This is a genomic window from Paraburkholderia largidicola (assembly GCF_013426895.1).
Classification (GTDB): Bacteria; Pseudomonadota; Gammaproteobacteria; order Burkholderiales; family Burkholderiaceae; genus Paraburkholderia; species Paraburkholderia largidicola.
The window spans coordinates 1,418,968-1,440,060 of sequence record NZ_AP023174.1; the positions used below are offsets into that span (position 1 = coordinate 1,418,968).

At 64.5% G+C, this 21,093-nt stretch carries 20 protein-coding genes; 11 read left to right on the forward strand and 9 right to left on the reverse strand.

What is annotated here, in order from left to right; all coding sequences use genetic code 11:
- Window positions 1–5 precede the first annotated feature (5 nt).
- Window positions 6–413 carry a gamma-glutamylcyclotransferase family protein gene (locus PPGU16_RS06335; RefSeq protein ID WP_180722159.1) on the forward strand — a complete coding sequence of 136 codons (408 nt, stop codon included), beginning with the start codon at window positions 6–8 and terminating at the stop codon, window positions 411–413.
- Between the two features lie 100 nt (window positions 414–513).
- Here PPGU16_RS06335 and aceB read toward each other — a convergent pair whose 3' ends face one another.
- Complete coding sequence (aceB, locus tag PPGU16_RS06340; RefSeq protein ID WP_180722160.1) at window positions 514–2,106, reverse strand: malate synthase A; 1,593 nt, start codon at window positions 2,104–2,106, stop codon at window positions 514–516.
- 78 nt (window positions 2,107–2,184) lie between these two features.
- Entirely contained in the window at window positions 2,185–2,973 is a 789-nt protein-coding gene (locus PPGU16_RS06345; RefSeq protein ID WP_180722161.1) for a haloacid dehalogenase type II, read from the reverse strand.
- Window positions 2,974–3,125: 152 nt separating this feature from the next.
- On the opposite strand from PPGU16_RS06345, the gene PPGU16_RS06350 reads away from it, so the two are divergent.
- Complete coding sequence (locus PPGU16_RS06350) at window positions 3,126–4,028, forward strand: LysR family transcriptional regulator (RefSeq protein ID WP_180722162.1); 903 nt, start codon at window positions 3,126–3,128, stop codon at window positions 4,026–4,028.
- Between the two features lie 252 nt (window positions 4,029–4,280).
- Window positions 4,281–4,715 (forward strand): universal stress protein, encoded by a 435-nt coding sequence (locus tag PPGU16_RS06355; RefSeq protein WP_007580518.1) that lies wholly within the window; start codon window positions 4,281–4,283, stop codon window positions 4,713–4,715.
- A 311-nt stretch (window positions 4,716–5,026) separates the two neighbouring features.
- Here PPGU16_RS06355 and aceA read toward each other — a convergent pair whose 3' ends face one another.
- A complete protein-coding gene (gene aceA / locus PPGU16_RS06360; RefSeq protein ID WP_180722163.1) occupies window positions 5,027–6,334 on the reverse strand; it encodes an isocitrate lyase in 1,308 nt (435 codons plus the stop codon).
- Between the two features lie 212 nt (window positions 6,335–6,546).
- Here aceA and PPGU16_RS06365 point away from each other — a divergent pair, with 212 nt between their 5' ends.
- A complete protein-coding gene (locus tag PPGU16_RS06365; RefSeq protein ID WP_180722164.1) occupies window positions 6,547–6,705 on the forward strand; it encodes a hypothetical protein in 159 nt (52 codons plus the stop codon).
- A 21-nt stretch (window positions 6,706–6,726) separates the two neighbouring features.
- Here the strand turns inward: PPGU16_RS06365 and PPGU16_RS06370 are convergent, their stop codons facing one another.
- Together PPGU16_RS06370 and PPGU16_RS06375 are read right to left on the reverse strand one after the other, a co-directional pair.
- Window positions 6,727–8,409 (reverse strand): DEAD/DEAH box helicase, encoded by a 1,683-nt coding sequence (locus PPGU16_RS06370; protein ID WP_180722165.1) that lies wholly within the window; start codon window positions 8,407–8,409, stop codon window positions 6,727–6,729.
- A 423-nt stretch (window positions 8,410–8,832) separates the two neighbouring features.
- Window positions 8,833–9,102, reverse strand: coding sequence for an acyl-CoA-binding protein (locus PPGU16_RS06375; protein WP_180722166.1), 270 nt, complete (start codon window positions 9,100–9,102; stop codon window positions 8,833–8,835).
- Window positions 9,103–9,272: 170 nt separating this feature from the next.
- On the opposite strand from PPGU16_RS06375, the gene tsaB reads away from it, so the two are divergent.
- The 4 genes from tsaB to PPGU16_RS06395 are packed head-to-tail and all read left to right on the forward strand — an operon-like array spanning window position 9,273 to window position 12,619.
- Window positions 9,273–10,136 (forward strand): tRNA (adenosine(37)-N6)-threonylcarbamoyltransferase complex dimerization subunit type 1 TsaB, encoded by an 864-nt coding sequence (gene tsaB, locus PPGU16_RS06380; RefSeq protein ID WP_180722167.1) that lies wholly within the window; start codon window positions 9,273–9,275, stop codon window positions 10,134–10,136.
- Window positions 10,133–10,627, forward strand: a complete 495-nt coding sequence (rimI, locus tag PPGU16_RS06385; protein ID WP_180722168.1) for a ribosomal protein S18-alanine N-acetyltransferase — start codon at window positions 10,133–10,135, stop codon at window positions 10,625–10,627. Before tsaB ends, rimI begins: the two co-directional genes overlap by 4 nt.
- A complete protein-coding gene (locus PPGU16_RS06390; RefSeq protein ID WP_180722169.1) occupies window positions 10,614–11,642 on the forward strand; it encodes a uracil-DNA glycosylase in 1,029 nt (342 codons plus the stop codon). Before rimI ends, PPGU16_RS06390 begins: the two co-directional genes overlap by 14 nt.
- A complete protein-coding gene (locus PPGU16_RS06395) occupies window positions 11,639–12,619 on the forward strand; it encodes a DUF1853 family protein (RefSeq protein ID WP_180722170.1) in 981 nt (326 codons plus the stop codon). The genes PPGU16_RS06390 and PPGU16_RS06395 overlap by 4 nt, the downstream gene beginning before the upstream one ends.
- A 21-nt stretch (window positions 12,620–12,640) precedes the next feature.
- Here PPGU16_RS06395 and thiD read toward each other — a convergent pair whose 3' ends face one another.
- Entirely contained in the window at window positions 12,641–13,447 is an 807-nt protein-coding gene (thiD, locus tag PPGU16_RS06400; protein WP_180722171.1) for a bifunctional hydroxymethylpyrimidine kinase/phosphomethylpyrimidine kinase, read from the reverse strand.
- Between the two features lie 101 nt (window positions 13,448–13,548).
- A complete protein-coding gene (lplT, locus tag PPGU16_RS06405; protein ID WP_180722172.1) occupies window positions 13,549–14,856 on the reverse strand; it encodes a lysophospholipid transporter LplT in 1,308 nt (435 codons plus the stop codon).
- A 219-nt stretch (window positions 14,857–15,075) separates the two neighbouring features.
- Between lplT and alr the strand changes: the two genes are divergently transcribed.
- The 3 genes from alr to PPGU16_RS06420 all read left to right on the forward strand — a co-directional run bounded on the left by alr (window position 15,076) and on the right by PPGU16_RS06420 (window position 17,960).
- Entirely contained in the window at window positions 15,076–16,146 is a 1,071-nt protein-coding gene (gene alr, locus PPGU16_RS06410) for an alanine racemase (protein ID WP_042307213.1), read from the forward strand.
- A 34-nt stretch (window positions 16,147–16,180) separates the two neighbouring features.
- Complete coding sequence (gene radA / locus PPGU16_RS06415) at window positions 16,181–17,557, forward strand: DNA repair protein RadA (RefSeq protein ID WP_180722173.1); 1,377 nt, start codon at window positions 16,181–16,183, stop codon at window positions 17,555–17,557.
- A 139-nt stretch (window positions 17,558–17,696) separates the two neighbouring features.
- Window positions 17,697–17,960 (forward strand): DUF2866 domain-containing protein, encoded by a 264-nt coding sequence (locus tag PPGU16_RS06420; RefSeq protein ID WP_180722174.1) that lies wholly within the window; start codon window positions 17,697–17,699, stop codon window positions 17,958–17,960.
- A gap of 19 nt (window positions 17,961–17,979) precedes the next feature.
- On the opposite strand, the gene PPGU16_RS06425 is transcribed toward PPGU16_RS06420, so the two are convergent.
- Both PPGU16_RS06425 and PPGU16_RS06430 read right to left on the reverse strand, forming a co-directional pair.
- A complete protein-coding gene (locus PPGU16_RS06425) occupies window positions 17,980–19,032 on the reverse strand; it encodes a CoA transferase (protein ID WP_180722561.1) in 1,053 nt (350 codons plus the stop codon).
- Window positions 19,033–19,123: 91 nt separating this feature from the next.
- On the reverse strand, window positions 19,124–21,061 hold the full coding sequence (locus PPGU16_RS06430) for an ATP-binding cassette domain-containing protein (protein WP_180722175.1): 1,938 nt from the start codon (window positions 21,059–21,061) through the stop codon (window positions 19,124–19,126).
- Window positions 21,062–21,093 lie beyond the last annotated feature (32 nt).

A 21,093-nucleotide genomic window follows, 5' to 3' on the forward strand; every position in this document is an offset into this window, starting at 1 on the left:
AACTGATGCAAAACGTCTTTGTGTATGGCACCTTGCGTGCCGGTGAAATCAATGACATTGGCGCTGCTGCGGCGCGCAACGATATCGCTTCGCCGACGCTGGTGGGTTCGGCCACCTTGCGCGGCCGTCTGTTCGATTTCGGCGCCTACCCGGGCCTGGTGCCCGACGACGCAGGCGTTCACGTGCGCGGCGACGTCTACGCGATCGACGACGAACTCGTCGCCGTGCTCGATGAGATCGAGCAGGTCTATCCGGGCGTCGAAGGTCTGTTCATGCCGCGTGAAGTGACCGTCGATGTCGAAGGCACGCCCGTCACGTGCCGTTACTATCCGGTGCAGCGGGATGCCGTCAAAGGGCTGCCCGAGATACGCAGCGGCGATTGGGTCGAGCATCGGCGTTCGAACGGGCGCTGAAGGCGTGTCGGGGCAGCGCAGTCGATAAAAAAGAATGGCCCAGCAGGCATGACGCCCGCCAGGCCATCCCGGTCGGTCAACCTTCGAGCAGACGCGTTGCTCAGAGTTCTTCGTAAAGCGGCAACGTCAGGAACTCGGTGAAATTCTCCGACGTCGACATGTCGCTGAAGATCTGCGCGGCGCGATCGTACGGTTTCGTATCGCTGGTGATCGCGGCCTTTACCTTGTCGAGTTCCTGCGCCGTCAAATCCCGCACGAGTCCGGCCGTCACCTTGCGGCCATCGTCCAGCTTGCCCTTCGGCGAGCGGATCCACTGCCATACCTGCGAGCGCGAGATTTCCGCCGTCGCCGCGTCTTCCATCAGGTTATGAATGGGGACGCAGCCATTGCCTGCGAGCCACGAGCCAAGGTAGTGAATGCCGACGTTGATGTTGTTGCGCAACCCGGCCTCGGTGATCGGTGCTTCCGGACGGAAGTCGAGCAGATCCTTGCCCGTCACCTGCACGTCGACGCGTTGCTTGCCGATCTGGTTCGGCTTGTCGCCGAGCACCTTCACGAACTCTTCCATCGCGATGGGCACGAGTCCCGGGTGCGCGACCCAGCCGCCGTCGTAGCCGTCCGTCGCGTCGCGTGCCTTGTCCGAGCGCACGCCGGCCATGGCCTTGTCGTTCGCGGCCGCGTCGCTCTTGATCGGAATCAGCGCGCTCATGCCGCCGATGGCAGGCGCATTGCGGCGGTGGCACGTCTTCAGAAGTTGCAGCGCGTACGCGCGCATGAACGGCACCGTCATCGTGATCTGCGAGCGGTCGGCCAGGCAGAAGTCCTTGTCGTTCTTAAACTTCTTGATCGCCGAGAAGATGTAGTCCCAACGTCCCGCGTTCAGGCCCGAGCTATGTTCGCGCAATTCATACAGGATCTCATCCATTTCGAACGCAGCCAGGATCGTTTCGATCAGCACGGTCGCGCGAATCGTGCCGCGCGGCACGCCCACGGCTTCCTGCGCGGCGACGAAGATGTCGTTCCAAAGACGCGCTTCGAGATGGCTCTCCAGCTTCGGCAGATAGAAGTAGGGGCCCGTGCCGCGCGACAGTTGCTCCTTCGCGTTGTGATGCAGGAACAGCGCGAAGTCGAAGATGCCGCCCGACACGCGCTGGCCGTCGACGCTCACATGCTTCTCGTCGAGGTGCCAGCCGCGCGGACGCACGATCAGCGTCGCGATCTTCTCGTTCAGCTTGTACGACTTGCCGTTCTGCTCAAGCGAGATCGTGCGGCGCACCGCGTCCTTCAGGTTGATATGGCCGGTGATCTGGTTGTCCCAGCTCGGCGCATTCGAATCCTCGAAGTCGGTCATGTACGAATCCGCGCCCGAGTTCAGCGCATTGATGATCATCTTGCGCTCGACGGGACCCGTGATCTCGACGCGGCGGCATTGCAGATCCTGCGGCAGCGGAGCGATCGTCCAGTCGGCTTCGCGGATGCTCTTTGTCCCGGCGAGGAAGTCAGGGCGTTCGCCCGCGTCCAGACGCTGCGCCCGTTCGGCGCGCGCCTTGAGCAATTGCTGGCGACGCGGCTCGAAGGTCCGGTGCAGGGCGGCGACGAGTTCGAGCGCTTGCGGCGTCAGAATCGCTTCGAAGCCGGGCTTGATCTCGCCGGTGATTTTCATGCCCTGCGGGAGCGACAACGTGTTCGCCATGATTTCTCCTTGGTCGGTCAGTTTCAAAAACGTGTGGTGATGCAATTGCAATGTGTCGCTTCAACCGGCTCTGTGTCGTCATGCGCCAGGGCTGTGGCGCGTGCGGCTACTTTTTTCCGGTTTCGCTGGTTTCCAGGACGACGCCTGGTGTTCGATAAAGCTCATCAAATCGCTCATGCTCCTGCCCGTGCCGTGCGGCGTGACGCCGAGTTCCTCGGCGGGCGCGCCCTGGCGGTTCAGCCAGAACACGGTGTAGCCGAACCAGTTGGCGCCGCTCGCGTCCCAGCCGTTCGACGACACGAACACGATTTCGCGTGCGGCCACGCCGAATGCCTGCGTGCCGAGCGCGTAGGTCGCGGGCGCCGGCTTGAACGCGCGCACGGCGTCCACCGACAGCACGTGATCGAACAGTCCGGACATGCCGGCGCTCTTCACCGCGATGTCGAGCATCTGCGGATTGCCGTTCGACAGGATCGCCAGACCGATCGGCTCAGCGCGCCCCGTCGCGCGCACGTCGCGCAGCTGGCGCAACGCGGGCAGCACGTCGGGAAACGCGGACAGGCACGCGTATTCATCCATCAGGCGTTTTTCGCCGGCTGCGTTCAACGCGAGGCCGAGCTTGCGCGCGGAGAAACGCAGCGCGTCGAGCGTGATGTTCCAGAACGGCTCGTAGCGCGCACCGGCGGGATCGGAGGCCGTGCGCAACTGCGTGTATTCGATCTGTTTTTGCCGCCACAACTGCGAAAGCGCATCGCCATGGCCCGGAAACATCTGCTCCGCAGCAGCGACGACGGAATGCACGTCGAATAGCGTGCCGTACGCGTCGAGTATCACTGCCTTGGGGAAGAGTGTCGTTGTGGCCGACATTGCCTTGCGCTCCATCAGAGGTCAGGATCGATTCTATTCGTGACGGCTTGTGCTAAAAAAGACTCTAAAGATCACTTGATCTTTTACTTTCATCAACCTAATCTGACGCGACTTCTTATTCGTGCGCGATCGACGCGCGCAATCGACCGCCGATGGACCGCTTCAAGCAGATCGAGACTTTCGTGACCGTCGCGGCGCGCGGCAGCCTGTCGGCGGCGGCGCAGGCCGAAGGCGTCGCGCCCGCGATCATCGGACGCCGCATCGACGCGCTCGAGGAACGGCTCGGCGTCAAGCTGCTCGTGCGGACCACGCGCCGCATCACGCTGACTTACGAAGGCTCGGCGTTTCTCGAAGACTGTCAGCGCATCATTCACGACATGCAGAACGCCGAGGCGAGCGTGTCGGCGGGCGGCGTGAAGGCGAGCGGGCATCTGCGCGTGTCGGCGCCCGCCGGATTCGGGCGGCGGCATGTCGCGCCGCTCGTGCCCGCGTTCACCGTCGCGCATCCCGACGTATCGATCTCTCTCGATCTGTCCGATCGCATGGTCGATCTCGTCAACGAAGGTTTCGACTGCGCGATACGGCTTGGTGAATTGCCTGATTCGTCGCTTGTCTCCCTGAGACTCGGTGAGAACAAGCGCGTATGCGTCGCATCGCCGACCTACCTTGCACGTCGCGCGGCGCCGCAGACCCTGGCCGATCTCGCGCATCACAATTGCCTTGCGCTCGGCGCGAGCGCGAACCAGCAGCGCGGCTGGGTGTTCCAGCAGGGCGACAAGGTCGTCACGATCAAGGTGTCGGGCACGATGGAATGCTCGGACGGCGCGGTGCTTCACGAATGGTGCCTGGAAGGCTATGGGCTCGCGTGGCGCTCGTGGTGGGAAGTCGGCATGGACATCGCGGCGGGGCGCCTCGTCAGCGTGCTCGACGATTTCGCCGCGCCGCCCATTGGCATTCACGCGGTGTTTCCGCAGCGGCGGCATTTGCCGTTGCGCGTGCGTCTTTTTCTCGATTTCCTCAAGCATACGTACGGAAATCCCGCGTATTGGGGCTGAGCGCGGCGCGCACCGTGTTGCGAGGCCCGCATCGCGCGCGGGTTTCCGATATGCGGACATGCCCGCACGCACCGCTTGCGCGACTTTTCGGCGCACTACAATCGTTCTGACAGCCCGCCGCGCGGCATCACGACCGCTGCGGCGCAGGCGGTTGCACGCGCATGCCGGGACTCGCGATCCTGCTCGCCAGTTGCGAGGCCGCGAACGGCATGTGCGCGCATTCCACACCTGCAGTCGACGACGGAGGGCACCATGTTCAAGCACATCCTCGTTCCGACAGATGGTTCGGACCTGTCGAAGAAGGCGATCGACGGCGCAATCGATCTCGCCCAGGCCGTCGGCGCGCGCGTGACGGCGTACGCGTGCCTGCCGCAATATCCGTACTCTCCGTTTTCCGAAGTCGTGATCGAGCCGCCCGTGGACTTTCAGGACCGCAGCGAGCGCGAGGCGCGCCAGCATCTGCAGGAAGTGGAGGAGGCGGCGCGCGGCGCGGGTGTCGAGTGCACGAGCCAGACGAGCGTCCATCCGTCGCCTTATCTGGGCATCATCGAAGCGGCCGAGTCGGGCGGTTGTGACGTGATCTTCATGGCCTCGCATGGGCGGCGCGGACTCGGCAGTCTACTGATCGGCAGCGAGACGCAGCGCGTGCTCACGCATACGAAAATTCCGGTGATCGTCTATCGGTGATGGGCGTGTTCGGCCGCGTTCTTTGAGGATTCCGGGTTCTGGCCCGGGCATCCGAAAAACGCGCGCCAGCGGATAGCCGGCGCGCGATTCATGACAGCGGCAGCCTGGTGCGGCTTGCCGTCGAATGTGTCGTGTTGATTTCTCTCAGGTTCGTCTCATTCATATCGGGCGTCATAGACAGACCGCCCGACCTTCCTCCCTGGAAGTGCTGGAAACCGGCCCTCTGCGGGGCCGTTCTTCACGTTGCTGCGAGTGAGAGGCGCGTATCTTCCGGCCGTTGAATCCGCCGACGTCAGAGGACGTCAGACGCTTCAGGCGACCTTCTTGTTGTCGAAGAACTGTTCGTCTTCCGTCGACCCGTGCAGGGCCGTCGTCGACGCATCGCGCTCGACCGTCTGTGTGACGGCGTCGAAGTAACCCGTGCCCACTTCGCGCTGGTGCTTGACGGCCGTGAAGCCCTTTTCGGCGGCGGCGAACTCGGCCTGCTGCAGTTCGACGAACGCGCTCATCTGCTGACGGGCGTAGCCGTGCGCGAGGTTGAACATCGAGTAGTTCAGCGCGTGGAAGCCGGCCAGCGTGATGAACTGGAACTTGTAGCCCATCGCGCCGAGTTCCTTCTGGAACTTCGCGATGGTCGCGTCGTCCAGGTTCTTCTTCCAGTTGAACGACGGCGAGCAGTTGTACGACAGCATCTTGCCCGGGAATTCCTTGTGGATCGCTTCGGCGAATTTCTTCGCGTATTCGAGGTCGGGCTTGCCCGTCTCGCACCAGATCAGATCGGCGTAAGGCGCATACGCGAGACCGCGCGACACGGCTTGCTCGAGGCCCGGCTTGGTGCGGAAGAAGCCTTCCACCGTGCGCTCGCCTGTGAGAAACGGCTTGTCGTTGTCGTCGATGTCGGAGGTGACCAGGTCGGCGGCTTCCGCGTCGGTGCGGGCGATCAGCACGGTCGGCACGCCGCACACGTCGGCAGCGAGACGCGCGGCCGTCAGCTTCGCGACGTTTTCGCGGGTCGGCACGAGCACCTTGCCGCCCATGTGGCCGCACTTCTTCACGGATGCCAGCTGGTCCTCGAAGTGCACGCCCGCGGCGCCCGCTTCGATCATCGCCTTCATCAGTTCAAACGCGTTCAGCACGCCGCCGAAACCGGCTTCCGCGTCGGCGACGATCGGCGCGAAGTAGTCGATATAGCCTTCATCGCCGGGATTCTTGCCTTCCGACCATTGGATCTGGTCGGCACGCGTGAGCGTGTTGTTGATGCGCTTGACCACGAGCGGCACCGAGTTCGCCGGATACAGTGACTGGTCGGGATACATTTCACCTGCCACGTTGGCGTCACCGGCAACCTGCCAGCCGGACAGATAGATCGCCTTCAGGCCGGCCTTGACCTGCTGCATCGCCTGATTGCCCGTCAGTGCGCCGAGCGCGTTGACGAACGGCTGTCCGTGCATGTCGTTCCACAGCTTTTCAGCGCCGTGGCGCGCGATGGTGTGTTCCGCTTGCAGCGAGCCACGCAGGCGCACGACGTCTTCCGCCGTGAAGCCGCGCTTGATGCCCTTCCAGCGGCTGTCCGTTTCCCATTGTTGCTGAAGTTGTTTTGCCTGGTCGTTGCGCGTCATGGTGTGCTCCTTGTGCCTTGCAAGAGGGTTCGGTGGACTCGTGACCGCGAAGCGAGACTGCCGGGGGCATTTCGTTTCGTGAAGTCTTATATAAGAGTCTAGGCTTAAGGCATTACGCGGAACAGACACCATCAAGGCTTTTTCGGCGATTTTTACATGATATTTTTCAATGGGTTATGTGATTCGTTCCGCAATGAGAAATGAGATTTTCCATGTTGCAACATCCTCTGTTGTGCCGTGCAACACGATTTTTTACGACGCAAAAAAATTTTTCGCATCGTGAAATGGCGATGGAAGCGAAAAAAAACCGACGCCTGGGCGTCGGTTTTTCTGCATGCGACAGATTTTCGCCTGCTGGACCGGGCGCCTGACGAGGCGCCCGCACCCGCAGATTAGTCGCCGCGGCGCGTGTTGCGCGGGCCGTCGTTACGGCGAGCACCGTAACCACCGTCGCGCGAGTAACCGCCTTCGCGATTGCCGCCACGATAGCCGCCTTCGCGGTTGCCGCCGCCGAAGCCGCCTTCACGCGAGCCGCCGGCCGGCTTGTTGTTGCCCCAGCTGCGACCACCGCCGCTGCCGGCTTCGCGCGGCGCGCCGTAGCCGCCGCCATTGCCGCCTTCACGGGCGCCATAGCCGCCGCCGTTGCCGTCACGCGAACCGCCGTAGCCCGGCTTGCCGCCGCCGCTGCCGAAGCGTCGGCCGCCATTGCCGCCACCCGGACGGCCACGGCCGCCGCCGAAACCGCCGCGACCGTTAGCCGGCGGGGACTTGCGCGGCTCGAAGCCTTCGACCACGTTGACAGGCAGCGGCGAACGCACGAAACGCTCGATGCGCTTCAGCGCGCCCTGTTCCGCGTGATGCACGAGGCTCACTGCGATGCCCGAGCGGCCCGCGCGGCCCGTACGGCCAATACGGTGCACGTAGTCTTCAGCGAACTTCGGCAGGTCGTAGTTGAACACGTGCGTGATGCCGGGAATGTCGATACCACGCGCAGCAACGTCCGTCGCCACCAGCACGCGCACGCGGCGCTCGCGCAGCGCGCGGATCGTGCGGTTACGCGCGCCTTGGGGCAGGTCGCCGTGCAGCGCAGCCGATTCGAAGCCGGCGTCGGCCAGACGGCCAGCCAGCGAGTCGGCATCGCTCTTGGTTGCCGTGAACACGATGGCCTGGTCGAGGCCGTCGGCGCGCAGCAGATGGTCGAGCAGGCGATCCTTATGATCGCGGTCGTCGACGTAATGCACGGTTTGCGCGATGTTCGTGCGCTGTTCCATACGCTGGACGATCTCGATACGCTCCGGATCCTTCAGCAGACGGCCCGTCAGCGAACCGATCTTGCCGTCGAGCGTGGCCGAGAACAGCATGGTCTGGCGCGTCGCGGGCGTCGCGGCGACGATCGTCTCGATGTCGTCGATGAAGCCCATGTCGAGCATGCGGTCGGCTTCGTCGAGTACCAGCATCTGCAGTTGCGACAGGTCGATGCGGCCGCGCTCCAGATGGTCGAGCAGACGACCCGGCGTGGCAACCAGGATTTCGGGGTTCTTCGCCAGCAGCATCAGCTGCTGGCCGTATGCGACGCCGCCCAGAATGCTGACCGTGCGCAGACGCTTGAGGTGCTTGCCGTACGTGGACGCTGCCGTCGTCACCTGCATCGCGAGTTCGCGAGTCGGCGTGAGGACGAGCAGGCCCGGACGCGCGACGGGCATCGGACGGCGGCCACGGCCACCGGCGTTGCTGTCGCTGCGCGGCTCGCGCGGTTGGCTGGCCTGGGTTTTTTGCAGCTGCGCGAAGCGCTCGATGGCGGGCAGCATGAACGCCGCCGTCTTGCCCGAACCCGTCGGGCTCGACACCAGCAGGTCGCGGCCCGCGATGCCGGCGGGGATGGCGCGCTGCTGGACGGGCGTCGGCGTCTTGTAGCCGGCTGCCGTCAGCGCAGAGACGATCTCCGCCGACAGACCCAGCTCAGCGAACGTCGGGCCTTCAGCTTCAACGGCTTGCACGGCCGTTTCCGGCGTGTCGAGACCGAGGGCTTGTTCGGCGATGGCGTTCAGCGGGCTGGTGGTATTGCTCGAAGTCATGAGAATCCTTGAAACATGGGAAATAACACGTCGGCGCCAATCGGCATACCCAAGTCGTCGGATTCAGCGAGCAAAAAATCAGCGAGCAAATCGAAAAACGGGGGCAACTCGCAACAATGAAGGCGAGTTTCTCGTTAGAAGCTGTATCGAATGCGACATGCCGGAATTGGCGTGCCGCCAGCCTGGACTTGACGGCCCGTAGGGCCATGCAGGAGGGGACAGGTTCTAAACTGGATTGGAGCAAAACGCTACGAGACGCTTTTCCGCAGCGTCGCCGGAACAGGCCGGACATAAGCGGTGAAGCGCAGCCAGCATTATAACGATTTTTGCTGCACCGCGCCACCGTTAAGAACTTTCCGAATGAAGGAGGCCAATTCGTAAGAAGAATCGATGCCCCTCACCGCGCATTCGACGCGTTTCGTATCAGGCCGCCGTACCGTTTTTCAGCGATTCGACCAACTCGACATATTGCTGGCACGCGGTTTCCTGCGAGGTGCCTTGCAACGCAGCCCACGCATCGTACTTGTACTTGCCGACGATATCCGTGAAGCCGGGTTTGTCGCCGTGCACGTCGCCGTCGGTGGCCTGCTTGAAGAGCGCGTACAGGCGCAGCAGCGTGAGATTGCCCGGACGCTCCGGCAGTTGCTTCACGTCTTCCTGTGCCTTGGCGAAGAGACCGTCCACGTCGCTCATCAGATTCTCCATTCGTTATTCGAGATAGGGCGTCGATCATAACAAGCGATGCGCGGCGCGCGGCCACGCAAGGCTGGAGCGATCCTTCCAAACGCCGGGCGCGGTTGGCGGGCACGCGTCGGGTTTTGTTCGCATCCGGTGACGCAGGGTGCCGCATTACAATAGCGGTCATGACGAAAACCGTGCTGCTTGCCCTCGATACTTCGACCGAATTCTGCTCGGTCGCACTCCTGTCCGCCGATTCCGCCGACGCTGCGTCATCGGCCGAACCGGACGCGCCCGCGTCCTCACCGCACGTATGGACGCGTCACGAAGCGACGGGCGCCGTCTCCAGCACGCGGCTTCTGCCTGCCATTCGCGAACTGTTCGACGAAGCGGGTCTTGCGCTCGCCGACTGCGACGCGATTGCGTTCGGCTCGGGGCCTGGCTCGTTCACGGGCTTGCGCACCGCGACGGGCGTCGCGCAGGGGCTCGCGTTCGGCCTGAATTGCCCGGTGGTGCCGATCGGCACGCTGCTCGCGTGCGCCGAAAGCGTACGGCTGCGCGATCCGTCGGCGACGCGCGTGCTCGCCGCGCTCGACGCCCGCATGGACGAGGTCTATTGGGCCGACTACGCGTGGGACGACGGTGCGGGGGAGTGGCGCACGGTGCATCACGCCTCGCTTGGCGCGCCCGACGCGCTTGCGTTGCCGGATCAGCCGTTCACGCTCGCGGGCAATGCCGCGGCCGCGTTCGGCGAACGCCTGAAGGCGGCCGCGGCGGCGCGCAGCGTCGACCGGGAAGCCGTGCCGCACGCGTTGCCGGTCGCGTTTGCCGCGCTGCGGGCGTTCCGCGCGGGCCGCACGCTGCCCGCCGACCAGGCCGCGCCGGAGTACATCCGCGACAAGGTTGCGCAAACCACGGAAGAGCGCATGGCCGCCAAGGCCGCGCAAGTGCAGGCAGCGGCAGCGCTGACGGAGCAGCCGGGCAAAACGGGTATATCGGATCAACCGGGCCACAGGGCCCAGACCGCGCACGACGAGGGCACACGATGAGCGGTGTGTTGCTGGCGGACCGTTATATGTCGCCGATGACCGAAGGCGATCTCGACGAGGTCGCCGCTGTCGAAAAACTCGCCTATGAATTTCCGTGGAGCCGGGGCAACTTCGAAGACTCGCTGCGCAACGGCTACTTCGGCATGTGCCTGCGGCATGTGACGGGCACGCTGATCGGCTATTGCGTGCTGATGCCCGTCGTCGATGAAATGCATCTGCTCAATCTGTGTGTCGCGCCCGTGGCGCAGCATGCGGGCGCGGGGCTCTCGCTGCTGCGCGAAGCCGTGCGCATTACGCGCGGCGAAAAACTCGCGGGCATGCTGCTCGAAGTGCGGCCGTCGAACCATCGCGCGATCAAGCTGTACGAGCGCTTTGGATTCACGTCGATTGGCCGTCGTAAGAACTATTATCCGGCGCGTCATCGCAGCCGGGAGGACGCCATCGTCATGCGTTTCAGTTTCGTCAAGGAGGGCGCAGATGGCGCTGCATGAATCCGCATTGGTAGAACTCGGTCTGGCGCCGATGTGGGTGCGTCGCGGGATCGGGCAGGGCGCAGCAGCGGAGCAGGCGCCTGAAAGCGCCGCCGCTGCCGTGTCGAGCGAAGCGGCCCATGCCCGTGCCGATAGGGACGGGGTCGATCGCGACGAAGCGGCTCGCGCGGAGGCAACGGGTTCGATCGAAACGCAATCGGACGGTGCCATGTCGCGCGACGCCGGTGAAGCCGCAATCACACCCGCTGCGCGAGCCGAAGCGCAACCGGCCGCCGATGCACCCGGATCCCGCCGTACCGCGCAGCCCACATCGGACGCGCCGCCGCCGTCATCCGACGACGACTTCGCCTGGTTCGACGATCTTCCCGCCGAACCGCCGTCGCACACGTCGCCGATCGAAGCAAAAACGGACAACCCCGGGCAGCCGGCCATCGACACGCTCGACTGGCCCGCGCTCGAAGCCCGCGTGTCGGCATGCGAACGTTGCCGCCTGTGTGAGCGGCGCACCAACACGGTGTTCGGCGTCGGCGATCGCGAAGCCGACTGGATGCTGATCGGCGAAGCGCCGGGCGAAAACGAGGACAAGCAAGGCGAACCGTTCGTCGGCCAGGCGGGCAAGCTGCTCGACAACATGCTGCAATCGCTCGATCTCGCGCGCGGCACGAATGTCTATATTGCGAATGTGATCAAGTGCCGGCCGCCCGGCAACCGCAATCCCGAACCGGACGAGGTCGCGCGCTGCGAGCCGTATCTGCAGCGCCAGGTCGCACTCGTGAAGCCGAAGCTGATCGTGGCGCTCGGGCGCTTCGCCGCGCAGAGTCTGCTGAAGACGGAGGCGAGCATTTCGTCGCTGCGCGGACGCGTTCACGAATATGAAGGCGTGCCCGTCATCGTCACCTACCATCCGGCGTATCTGCTACGCAGCCTCGGCGACAAGTCGAAGTCCTGGCAGGACCTGTGCCTCGCCCGCGATACGTGGCGCAACGCAGCCGCGCAAGGAGAAGCGGCGAAATGAGCGAAGACGCGGGGTCGGCAGCGTCGTTCGAGGCGCCGTCAGCGGCCCGGCTGGATGCGCTCGTCGATGCCGCCGTGCGCGACATCGCGTGGCTGCTGTTCAGCCCCGACCTGTTGCGCGCGCAACGGCCGCCCGGTGTGCTCGCAACGCCGTTCGAATCTCCTGATGAAGTCGCTGCGTCGCTGGACTGGCTCGAAGCGCAGGACGCCGACCCCGCTGAGTTGCACGGGCATATTGCGGCGTCGCGCGTCACGCGCCTCGGGCGCTACGCCGAGTGCCTGCTCGGATGGTTTCTGAAGCAGGGTCCGGCGGCGCGCCTGATCGCGGCGAACGTGCCGCTGCGCCGCGCGGGCGTGACGCTCGGCGAATGCGATTTTCTCGTCGAGACGCACGCGGGCAGGCGGCTGCATTGGGAATTGGCCGTCAAATGCTATCTGCACGCAGGCGAGGGCCGCGGCGAACTGGCCGACTACGTCGGCCCGAATCTGCAGGACCGCTTCGATCTGAAGCTCGTGCATCTGCTCGATCATCAGTTGCCGCTCAGTGCGCGCGAAGAGTTTGCGTCGCTCGGCCATCGCGGTCCGTGGGATCCGCAGATGTTCGTGAAGGGCTGGCTGTTCTACCGCAATGGCATCGCGGAGCGCGACCCCGTCGAAATCGATCCGACGCACGCGCGCGGCTGGTGGACGACACGCGCCGAGTGGCCGTCGTTTTCCGGCACACAGGCTGATGCCTGGATGCTGCTGCCGAGGCTCGAATGGCTCGCGCCGCGTGTGCGCGACAGGCATCACGCGTCGGGCTTCGTAACAGGGGATGCGCTCGCGCAGCAACTCGCGCAACAGACCGGCCCGACCATGGTCGCGGCCTTCGTCGAGCGTGCCGATGGACTGTGGACCGAGCGCTCGCGCGGCTTCATCGTGCCCGACGACTGGCCCGAGCGGGCTCAGGCATTTGCGCGCGAGCAGACAAGCCGCTGACAGGCGCTCAGCGGCTGGATTTCACCACCAGCGATAGAAGTGATGCACCGGCCCGACGCCATGACCGACGTCGAGCCGTCCGCTCTGTTCGAGCGCGCCCGTCAGCCAGACTTTCGCATCGGCGACGGCGCTTGCGAGGTCGTCGCGCTGCGGAATCAGCGCTGCGATCGCCGACGACAGCGAGCAGCCCGTGCCGTGCGTGTTCTTGACGGGCACGCGCGGACCGGCGAGGCGCATCGTGCCGCTGTCCTGGATCAACCAGTCGGGACTGTCGGCGGCGGCGAGGTGGCCGCCTTTCATCAGCACGGCGCGCGCGCCCAGCTTGCGTAAGGCTTCGCCCTGTTCGACCATCGCGGCTTCGTCGGTTGCGCTCGCTGTGCCAAGCAGCGCGGCCGCTTCCGGCAGATTCGGCGTCAGCAGATCGGCGAGGGGCAGCAGTTCGCTGCGCACGGCATCGACGGCTTCGGGCGCGAGCAGCGCGTGATTGCTCTTCGAGATCATGACGGTGTCGAGCACCACATGCTTCGGCTGGTGACGGCGCAGCGCGTCGGCGACGGCGCGCACGATCCCGGCGTTGGCCAGCATGCCGATCTTCACCGCGTCGATGCGGATGTCGTCGAACACGGCATCCAGCTGCGCAGTCACGAAGCCGGGGTCGGGCGTGTGGATGGCCGTCACGCCGCGCGTGTTCTGCGCCGTCAATGCCGTGATCACGCTTGCGCCGTACGCGCCGAGCGCCGAGAAAGCCTTGAGATCGGCCTGAATGCCGGCGCCGCCGCCGGAGTCGGAGCCGGCGATCGTCAGGACGTTGGGAATCGGTCGGGTCATGGAAAAACCTGAAAAGCAGGGCGCGTGGGACGCGCTGGAAGAAGACGGATGCGCGGCGGCAGTTCGGAAGCGGCGGGTGTCAGCGCCACGTCAGCGCCGCGTCAGTGCCGCGCTTCGCCGATCAGCGATACGGAATCGAACGCGCGCTGGTTCGCCTGATGGCGGCGCATCACGACCCACATCATCACGCACACGAAGGTGCCGAACAGCACGATCACGATCGCGACGGGCACGTCGAGCCAGACGAGCACGGCATACAGGCACAGCATCACGAGCACGGACAGGTTCTCGTTGAAGTTCTGCACGGCGATCGAGTGACCCGCCGACAGCAGCACGTGCCCGCGATGCTGGAGCAGCGCATTCATCGGCACGACGAAGAACCCCGACAGTGCGCCGACGACCATCAGGAAGATATAGGCAAAGATCAGATAACCGGGGACGTGCATCTTGCCGAAGTAGAAGCCCCAGTGAGACGGAAACAGATTTTTCGTATAGAAGGCCATCAGCATCACCGCGATGCCCATGATGATGCCGACGGGCAGCACCGACAGCGACTTCTTCAACGGCACGCGCGCGGCGGCGATCATCGCGCCCGCTGCGACGCCCACGGCGACCACGGCCTGCAGGATCGCGCCTTCCGACAGCGACATGCCGAGCGACACTTCCGCCCACTTCAGCACGATGAATTGCAGCGTCGCGCCGGCGCCCCAGAACAGCGTCGTGACGGCGAGCGAAATCTGGCCGAGCTTGTCGCGCCACAGCACGAGGAAGCAGTCGGCGAAGTCGGTAATGAGCTTGATGGGGCCGTGTTCCTGGCGCGGATAGCGGGCACCCGTGTCGGGAATGCGCAGATTGAACAGCGCAGCGACTGCGTAGATCAGGATGATGATGAGCATCGCCGCTTCCGCCGGTGTATGGATCGCGGACGGCGTGTGCTTGATGATGTGGGAAGCGATATGCGGGCTGATCAGTGCGCCGCCGAGTACGGTGCCGAGAATGATCGAGCCGACGGTCGTGCCTTCGATCCAGCCGTTTGCGGCGACGAGGCGGTCAGGCGGCAGCAGCTCGGTGAGAATGCCGTATTTGGCGGGCGAGTAGGCGGCGGCGCCAAATCCGACGATCCCGTAGGCCAGCAGCGGATGCGCGCCGACCAGCATCGTGAGGCAACCGACCACCTTGATGGTATTGGTCACGAACATCACACGGCCCTTCGGACGGGAGTCCGCGAAGGCGCCGACAAAAGCCGCGAGCACGACGTACGACAGCACAAAAAACAGCTTGAGCAGCGGCGTCATCCAGTTCGGGGCGTGAAGATCTTTCAGCAGTGCAATAGCAGCGATCAGAAGCGCATTGTCGGCCAGCGACGAAAAAAACTGCGCGGCCATAATGGTGTAAAAACCTTTTTTCATCTGATGCGATGCTTTCCTCGCTGCGGTCTGTCCGCCCCGGCCGTGAGGTGTGCGTCCGGGCTTATTCCGTTCGAAATGGGTTGTGCGCACGGCTTTATATCACGAAAATAGCCGAATCCCGACTAGCAGAATCCTTGATCGCATTGTCGAGGTTGCCATCGGCGCGTTGAAAACGCACTGTAAGCTACTGATTCGACAATGTCTTTACGAAAATATCCCATGCCGCGCCCAGTCTCAGCCACGATTCATACCGCCGCTCTCGCCAATAACCTCGCAGTTGCCCGCCGTTATGCGCCGAAGTCCAAAATCTGGGCCGTCGTCAAGGCCAACGCCTACGGTCACGGGCTCGCGCGGGCGTTCCCGGGCTTGCGCGCCACCGACGGCTTTGGTTTGCTCGACCTCGAAGAAGCCGTGAAGTTGCGTGAATTAGGCTGGGCCGGGCCAATTTTGTTGCTCGAGGGCTTTTTCCGGCCGACGGATATCGACGTGATCGACCGTTACAGCCTCACCACGGCGCTGCATTCGGACGAGCAATTGCGCATGCTGGAAATGGCGCGTCTGTCCAAGCCCGTCAATATCCAGTTGAAAATGAACAGCGGCATGAACCGGCTCGGCTACACGCCCGAGAAGTTCCGCGCCGCGTGGGAGCGCGCGCGGGCCTGCCAGGGCGTGGGCCAGATCACGTTGATGACCCATTTCTCGGACGCCGACAGCGAGCGCGGCATCACCCATCAGATGGAAGCGTTCGAACGCGGCGCGCAGGGCATCGCGGGCGCGCGCAGCCTGTCCAATTCGGCCGCTACGCTCTGGTATCCGGAGGCGCATTTCGACTGGGTGCGCCCGGGCGTGATGCTGTACGGCGCGTCGCCCTCGGGCCTGAGCGCGGAGATCAAGGACACGGGTCTGCAACCGGCAATGACGCTGAGCTCGGAACTGATCGCAGTGCAGACGCTCAAGGAAGGCAGCACGATTGGCTATGGCTCGATTTTCACCGCGCGCGCAGGCATGCGCGTCGGCGTCGTTGCGTGCGGTTACGCGGACGGCTATCCGCGTGTCGCGCCAGAAGGCACGCCTGTGATCGTCGACGGCATCCGCACGCGGATCGTGGGGCGCGTGTCGATGGACATGATTACCGTCGATCTCACGCCGTGTCCGCAGGCGAACGTCGGCTCGCGCGTCGAGTTGTGGGGCGCACAGTTGCCCATCGACGACGTCGCGCAGTCATCCGGCACGATCGGCTACGAGCTGATGTGCGCTGTCGCGCCGCGCGTGCCTGTGCGCGCCGAATAACCCTATCAAGAACCACCACGCGTGACGAAACAAGTTGGCTAAACAAAAAACGTTGTACATCTGCACGGAATGCGGCGGGCAGTCGCCGAAGTGGCAGGGCCAGTGCCCTGCGTGTCATGCGTGGAACACCCTCGTCGAATCGGTCGCGGAGTCGCCTTCCGCGCACCGCTTCCAGGCGCTCGCCAAGAGCCAGCCGGTACAGCGGCTCGCCGAGATTCATGCGTCGGACGTGCCGCGCTTTTCAACAGGCGTCGGCGAGTTCGATCGCGTGCTCGGCGGCGGGCTGGTGGCGGGCGGCGTTGTGCTGATCGGCGGCGATCCGGGGATCGGCAAATCGACGCTGCTGCTGCAGTCGCTCGCGGAAATCGCCAGCGAACGGCGCGCGCTTTATGTCAGCGGCGAGGAATCAGCGGCGCAGATTGCGTTGCGCGCGCAACGGTTGTCGCTGCTCGAGCCGGGTTCGCACGCCAGCGAGCTGAAGCTGCTTGCTGAAATCCAGCTGGAGAAAATCCAGGCGACCATCGCCGACGAAAAGCCGGACGTCGCCGTGATCGACTCGATCCAGACCATCTATTCGGAAGCGCTGACATCGGCGCCAGGATCGGTGGCGCAGGTGCGCGAGTGCGCGGCGCAACTGACGCGCGTCGCCAAGCAGTCTGGCACGGCCATCATCATGGTCGGCCACGTGACGAAAGAGGGCAGCCTCGCGGGCCCGCGCGTGCTCGAACATATCGTCGATACCGTGCTGTATTTCGAAGGCGACACGCATTCGTCGTTCCGGCTCGTGCGCGCGTTCAAGAACCGCTTCGGCGCCGTCAATGAGCTGGGCGTGTTCGCGATGACGGAGCGGGGTCTGCGCGGCGTCGCGAATCCGTCGGCGCTGTTCCTGTCGCAGCACGAACAGATCGTGCCCGGCTCGTGCGTGCTGGTCACACAGGAAGGCACGCGGCCGCTGCTGGTCGAAGTGCAGGCGCTCGTCGACGCGGCGAACGTGCCGAATCCGCGCCGGCTGGCCGTCGGTCTCGAACAGAACCGGCTCGCCATGTTGCTCGCCGTGCTGCACAAGCACGCGGGCATTGCCTGTTTCGATCAGGACGTGTTCCTGAACGCAGTGGGCGGCGTGAAGATCACTGAGCCCGCCGCCGACCTCGCCGTGCTGCTGGCCATCCATTCGTCGATGCGCAACAAGCCGCTACCGAAGGGCCTGATCGTATTTGGCGAAGTGGGGTTGGCGGGTGAAATCCGGCCGTCGCCGCGCGGCCAGGAACGTCTGAAGGAAGCCGCAAAGCTGGGCTTTTCGATTGCGCTGATTCCGAAGGCGAACGCGCCGAAGCAAGCCATCGACGGATTGCAGGTGATCGCTGTAGAGCGTATCGAGCAGGCCATCGACCGTATCCGAACGCTCGAGTAGCCCTTACGGACGTTGGCGGATCGCGTCGGCTTTCTGGCGTAATCCGCTGTAAATATCTCAACTGCGGCTGTAACCCAAGCGACTTTCGTTTTCCCTATCCTCGTGAAATGGAATGTTACGAGCGGAAAAAGGAAGCGTCTTGAAACAGTCTCATGAATCCTCGGGCGAGCTGCTCGCGAACCTGCGCGGCTGCCGCGTGTCCGCGCCCATTCACGGGCTTTGGGGCGGCGGTTGCCGGATCGTCGAATGGATCGACACGACCGGGCAGATTTCGCGGCGCGTGGTCGCGGAAGACGTCACCGCCGACCAGGTGCGGGCGACGATCCGGCATCATGTAGAAGGCCGCAAGCACCGTTTGATCGACGACGAACGCGAACCGCGGCAAACACTGCCGCGACGTTGAGGCCGCGGTCGCCGGGCGTCTAGCCGGGTTCCCCGTCGCTCGCCTGCTGCTCCATCAGCGCCTCGCGCACGGCTGCATTGAATAGCGGATGCTGCGCGGCTTCCGCCGGTGTCAGCACGGGCGACACGCAACAATCCAGCGGCACCAGCAGCGCGGCCCAATCGTCGAGCGTCCGCGTGGCGATCACATCGGCCATATCCTTGATCAACTGCACGGCGTCCGGTCCGGCAATCGCCTGGCCGAGGCTCCAGTGGCGCGTCGCCCAGTCGGGGCGGTCGAGCGCCATGCACAGCGTTTCCCAGAATTTGAGTTCGAGCGCGCCGACGGCAAGCCACCGCCCGTCGAGCGTGCGATACAGGTTGTAGCAGGGCACGCCGCCATTGAGCAGGCTGCTGCCCGCGACGGGCGCCGTGCCGTCGTTGGCGAGCGCGACTTGCGCGACGACGTTGTTCGCGTAGGTGCAATGCGCCATCGACACATCGACGAAGCGCCCATCGCCGCCGCGCGCCACAGCCCATAGTGCCGCGAGAATCTGGTTGACCGCCGACAGCGCGCCGCCCAGCAGATCCGCGATCTGGAAGTTGGGGACAATCGGCGCGCCGTCGCGCGAAGCGAGCTGGTCGAGCACGCCCGCATAGCCGATGTAGTTCAGATCGTGCCCGGCCAGTTGCGCGAAAGGCCCGTCCGCGCCATACCCCGAAATCGCGCAGTAGACGAGCTTCGGATTGATCACGCGCAACACGTCATAGCCAAGGCCGAGCCGTTCCATCACGCCGGGCCGGAAGCTTTCGATCAGCACGTCCGCTTCTCGCGCCAGCGCCATCAGCACGGTGCGTCCGCCTTCGGATTTCAGGTCGAGCCGCGTCTCGCGCTTGCCGCGATTCACCAGCCGATAGAACGCGCCGGGCCGTCCCGCCACGCGGTCGGCGCTGCTTTGCATCATCGTGCGCGTCGCGTCGCCGGCGCCGGGCGCTTCGATCTTCAACACGTCGGCGCCCATTTCCGCGAGCCGGAGCGTCGCGACGGGACCGGGCAACAGGCGTGTCAGATCGAGCACGCGCAAGCCCTTCAGTGCGGCAGTAGACGACAATGCCCAGCCCTCCCATCGATTGCTGGCGCGGCCTCGATTCCCTGTCTGTTCCTTCGCGGCGGCGAAGGGGCCGTTAGCCGATTTGTTCGAGTTCCTCGTGCGCTTCGAGCCAGTCGGCTTCGAGCGTTTCGAGTCGTGCGTTGACATCTGCCTGACGGCGTATGGCTTCCGTCAACTTTGTTTTTTGTTCGGCGGCATAGCTGGCGGGATCGGCGACGAACGTGTCGAGCGTCGCTTTTTCCGCGTTCAGCGCATCCATTTCCTTTTCGATCTTCGCAATGCGGGTCTGCAACGGCTTCTTCAGATGCGCGAGCTTTTGCCGCGTTTCCGCTTCGAGACGGCGCTGCTCCTTGCGATTCACCGAAGCGTCCGCGCCGTTCGCGTCGCCGTTCGATGCATCCGCCTTGAGCGCCGCGCGCTGTTCGGCGGCGTGTTGCAGCAGCCAGTCGCGATAGTCGTCGAGGTCGCCGTCGAACGGTTGCAGCTTGTGCTTCGCGACGAGCATAAACTGGTCCGTGGTGGCGCGCAGCAAATGCCGGTCGTGCGACACGAGTATCAGCGTGCCTTCGAACTGCGCGAGCGCCATGGTGAGCGCGTGGCGCGTTTCGAGGTCGAGGTGGTTGGTCGGTTCGTCGAGCAGCAACAGGTTCGGCTTCTGCCAGATGATCAGCGCCAGCGCGAGTCGCGCTTTTTCGCCGCCGGAGAAGGGCGCGATAGCGGCCGTCGCCATGTCGCCGGAGAAGTTGAAGCTGCCGAGGAAGTCGCGCAATTCCTGCTCGCGCGTGTCCGGCGCAAGCCGCGCCAGATGCTGCAATGGGGAGTCGTCGGGTCGCAGCGTCTCCAGCTGATGCTGCGCGAAGTAGCCGATCTGCAGGCCTTTACCTTCGCGTACGTGGCCGCCCAGCGGCGCCAGCGTGCCCGCCAGTGTCTTGATCAGCGTCGACTTGCCCTGGCCGTTCGCGCCGAGCAGGCCGATGCGCTGCCCGTTCTGGATGGACAGCGTGACACGATCCACAATCGGAATCTCGCCGCCGTCCACCGCGTGATAACCGCAGCGCACGTCTTCCATCACCATCATCGGATTGGGCGCGGAGTCGGGCTCGCGGAATTCGAACGTGAACGGCGACGCGATATGCGCGGGCGCGATCAGCTCCATCTTTTCGAGCGCTTTCATGCGGCTTTGCGCCTGGCGTGCCTTGGTCGCCTTCGCCTTGAACCGGTCGACGAAGCTCTGCAGATGCTCGATCGTCTTGCGCTGCTTTTCATAAGCGCTCTGTTGCAGCGCCAGTTGTTGCGCGCGCAGCACTTCGAACTGCGAGTAGTTGCCGCCGTACCGCTTGATCTGCTGGTTCTCCAGATGCAGCGTAACATTGCAGACCGAGTCGAGAAATTCGCGGTCGTGCGAGATGACGATCAGCGTGCCCGGATAGCGGTGCAGCCAGTCTTCGAGCCAGACGATGGCATCGAGATCCAGGTGATTGGTCGGTTCGTCGAGCAGCAGCAAGTCCGAGCGGCACATCAGCGCCTGCGCGAGGTTCAGGCGCATGCGCCAGCCGCCCGAGAAACTACTGACGCTCGCGCGCGTCTGGTCGAGCGTGAAGCCGAGGCCGAGCAGCAATGCTTCGGCGCGTGCGGGCGCCGTGTAGCCGTCGGCATCGGCGAATGCGGCGTGCGCTTCGGCTTCAGCCGCGCCGTCGTGCGCGGCCGAGGCCGTCGCAATGCGCGTTTCGATCGCGCGCAAGGCGGCGTCGCCGTCGAGCGTGTAGTCGAGCGCGGTCTTGTCGGCGGCAGGCGTTTCTTGCGCGACGTGCGCGATCTGCCACGACGGCGGGATCGAAACATCGCCGCCGTCCGCGTGCAGTTCGCCGAGCAGCACGGAGAACAAGGTCGATTTGCCCGCGCCGTTAGCGCCCACGAGACCGGCCTTCTCGCCGGGGTTGAGCGTGAAGGTGGTTTGTTCGAAGAGCGGCTTCGTGCCGCGCGCGAGACTGAACTGGTTAAAGCGGATCACAGCAGGGCCGGCTCGAAGAAAAACGCTATTTT

Bases quoted from the DNA above. Each gene is read 5' to 3' on its own strand.
- PPGU16_RS06335 (WP_180722159.1), top strand. From the start codon at position 6: ATGCAAAACGTCTTTGTGTATGGCACCTTGCGTGCCGGTGAAATCAAT.
- aceB (WP_180722160.1), bottom strand. From the start codon at position 2,106: ATGGCGAACACGTTGTCGCTCCCGCAGGGCATGAAAATCACCGGCGAG.
- PPGU16_RS06345 (WP_180722161.1), bottom strand. From the start codon at position 2,973: ATGTCGGCCACAACGACACTCTTCCCCAAGGCAGTGATACTCGACGCG.
- PPGU16_RS06350 (WP_180722162.1), top strand. From the start codon at position 3,126: ATGGACCGCTTCAAGCAGATCGAGACTTTCGTGACCGTCGCGGCGCGC.
- PPGU16_RS06355 (WP_007580518.1), top strand. From the start codon at position 4,281: ATGTTCAAGCACATCCTCGTTCCGACAGATGGTTCGGACCTGTCGAAG.
- aceA (WP_180722163.1), bottom strand. From the start codon at position 6,334: ATGACGCGCAACGACCAGGCAAAACAACTTCAGCAACAATGGGAAACG.
- PPGU16_RS06365 (WP_180722164.1), top strand. From the start codon at position 6,547: ATGTTGCAACATCCTCTGTTGTGCCGTGCAACACGATTTTTTACGACG.
- PPGU16_RS06370 (WP_180722165.1), bottom strand. From the start codon at position 8,409: ATGACTTCGAGCAATACCACCAGCCCGCTGAACGCCATCGCCGAACAA.
- PPGU16_RS06375 (WP_180722166.1), bottom strand. From the start codon at position 9,102: ATGAGCGACGTGGACGGTCTCTTCGCCAAGGCACAGGAAGACGTGAAG.
- tsaB (WP_180722167.1), top strand. From the start codon at position 9,273: ATGACGAAAACCGTGCTGCTTGCCCTCGATACTTCGACCGAATTCTGC.
- rimI (WP_180722168.1), top strand. From the start codon at position 10,133: ATGAGCGGTGTGTTGCTGGCGGACCGTTATATGTCGCCGATGACCGAA.
- PPGU16_RS06390 (WP_180722169.1), top strand. From the start codon at position 10,614: ATGGCGCTGCATGAATCCGCATTGGTAGAACTCGGTCTGGCGCCGATG.
- PPGU16_RS06395 (WP_180722170.1), top strand. From the start codon at position 11,639: ATGAGCGAAGACGCGGGGTCGGCAGCGTCGTTCGAGGCGCCGTCAGCG.
- thiD (WP_180722171.1), bottom strand. From the start codon at position 13,447: ATGACCCGACCGATTCCCAACGTCCTGACGATCGCCGGCTCCGACTCC.
- lplT (WP_180722172.1), bottom strand. From the start codon at position 14,856: ATGAAAAAAGGTTTTTACACCATTATGGCCGCGCAGTTTTTTTCGTCG.
- alr (WP_042307213.1), top strand. From the start codon at position 15,076: ATGCCGCGCCCAGTCTCAGCCACGATTCATACCGCCGCTCTCGCCAAT.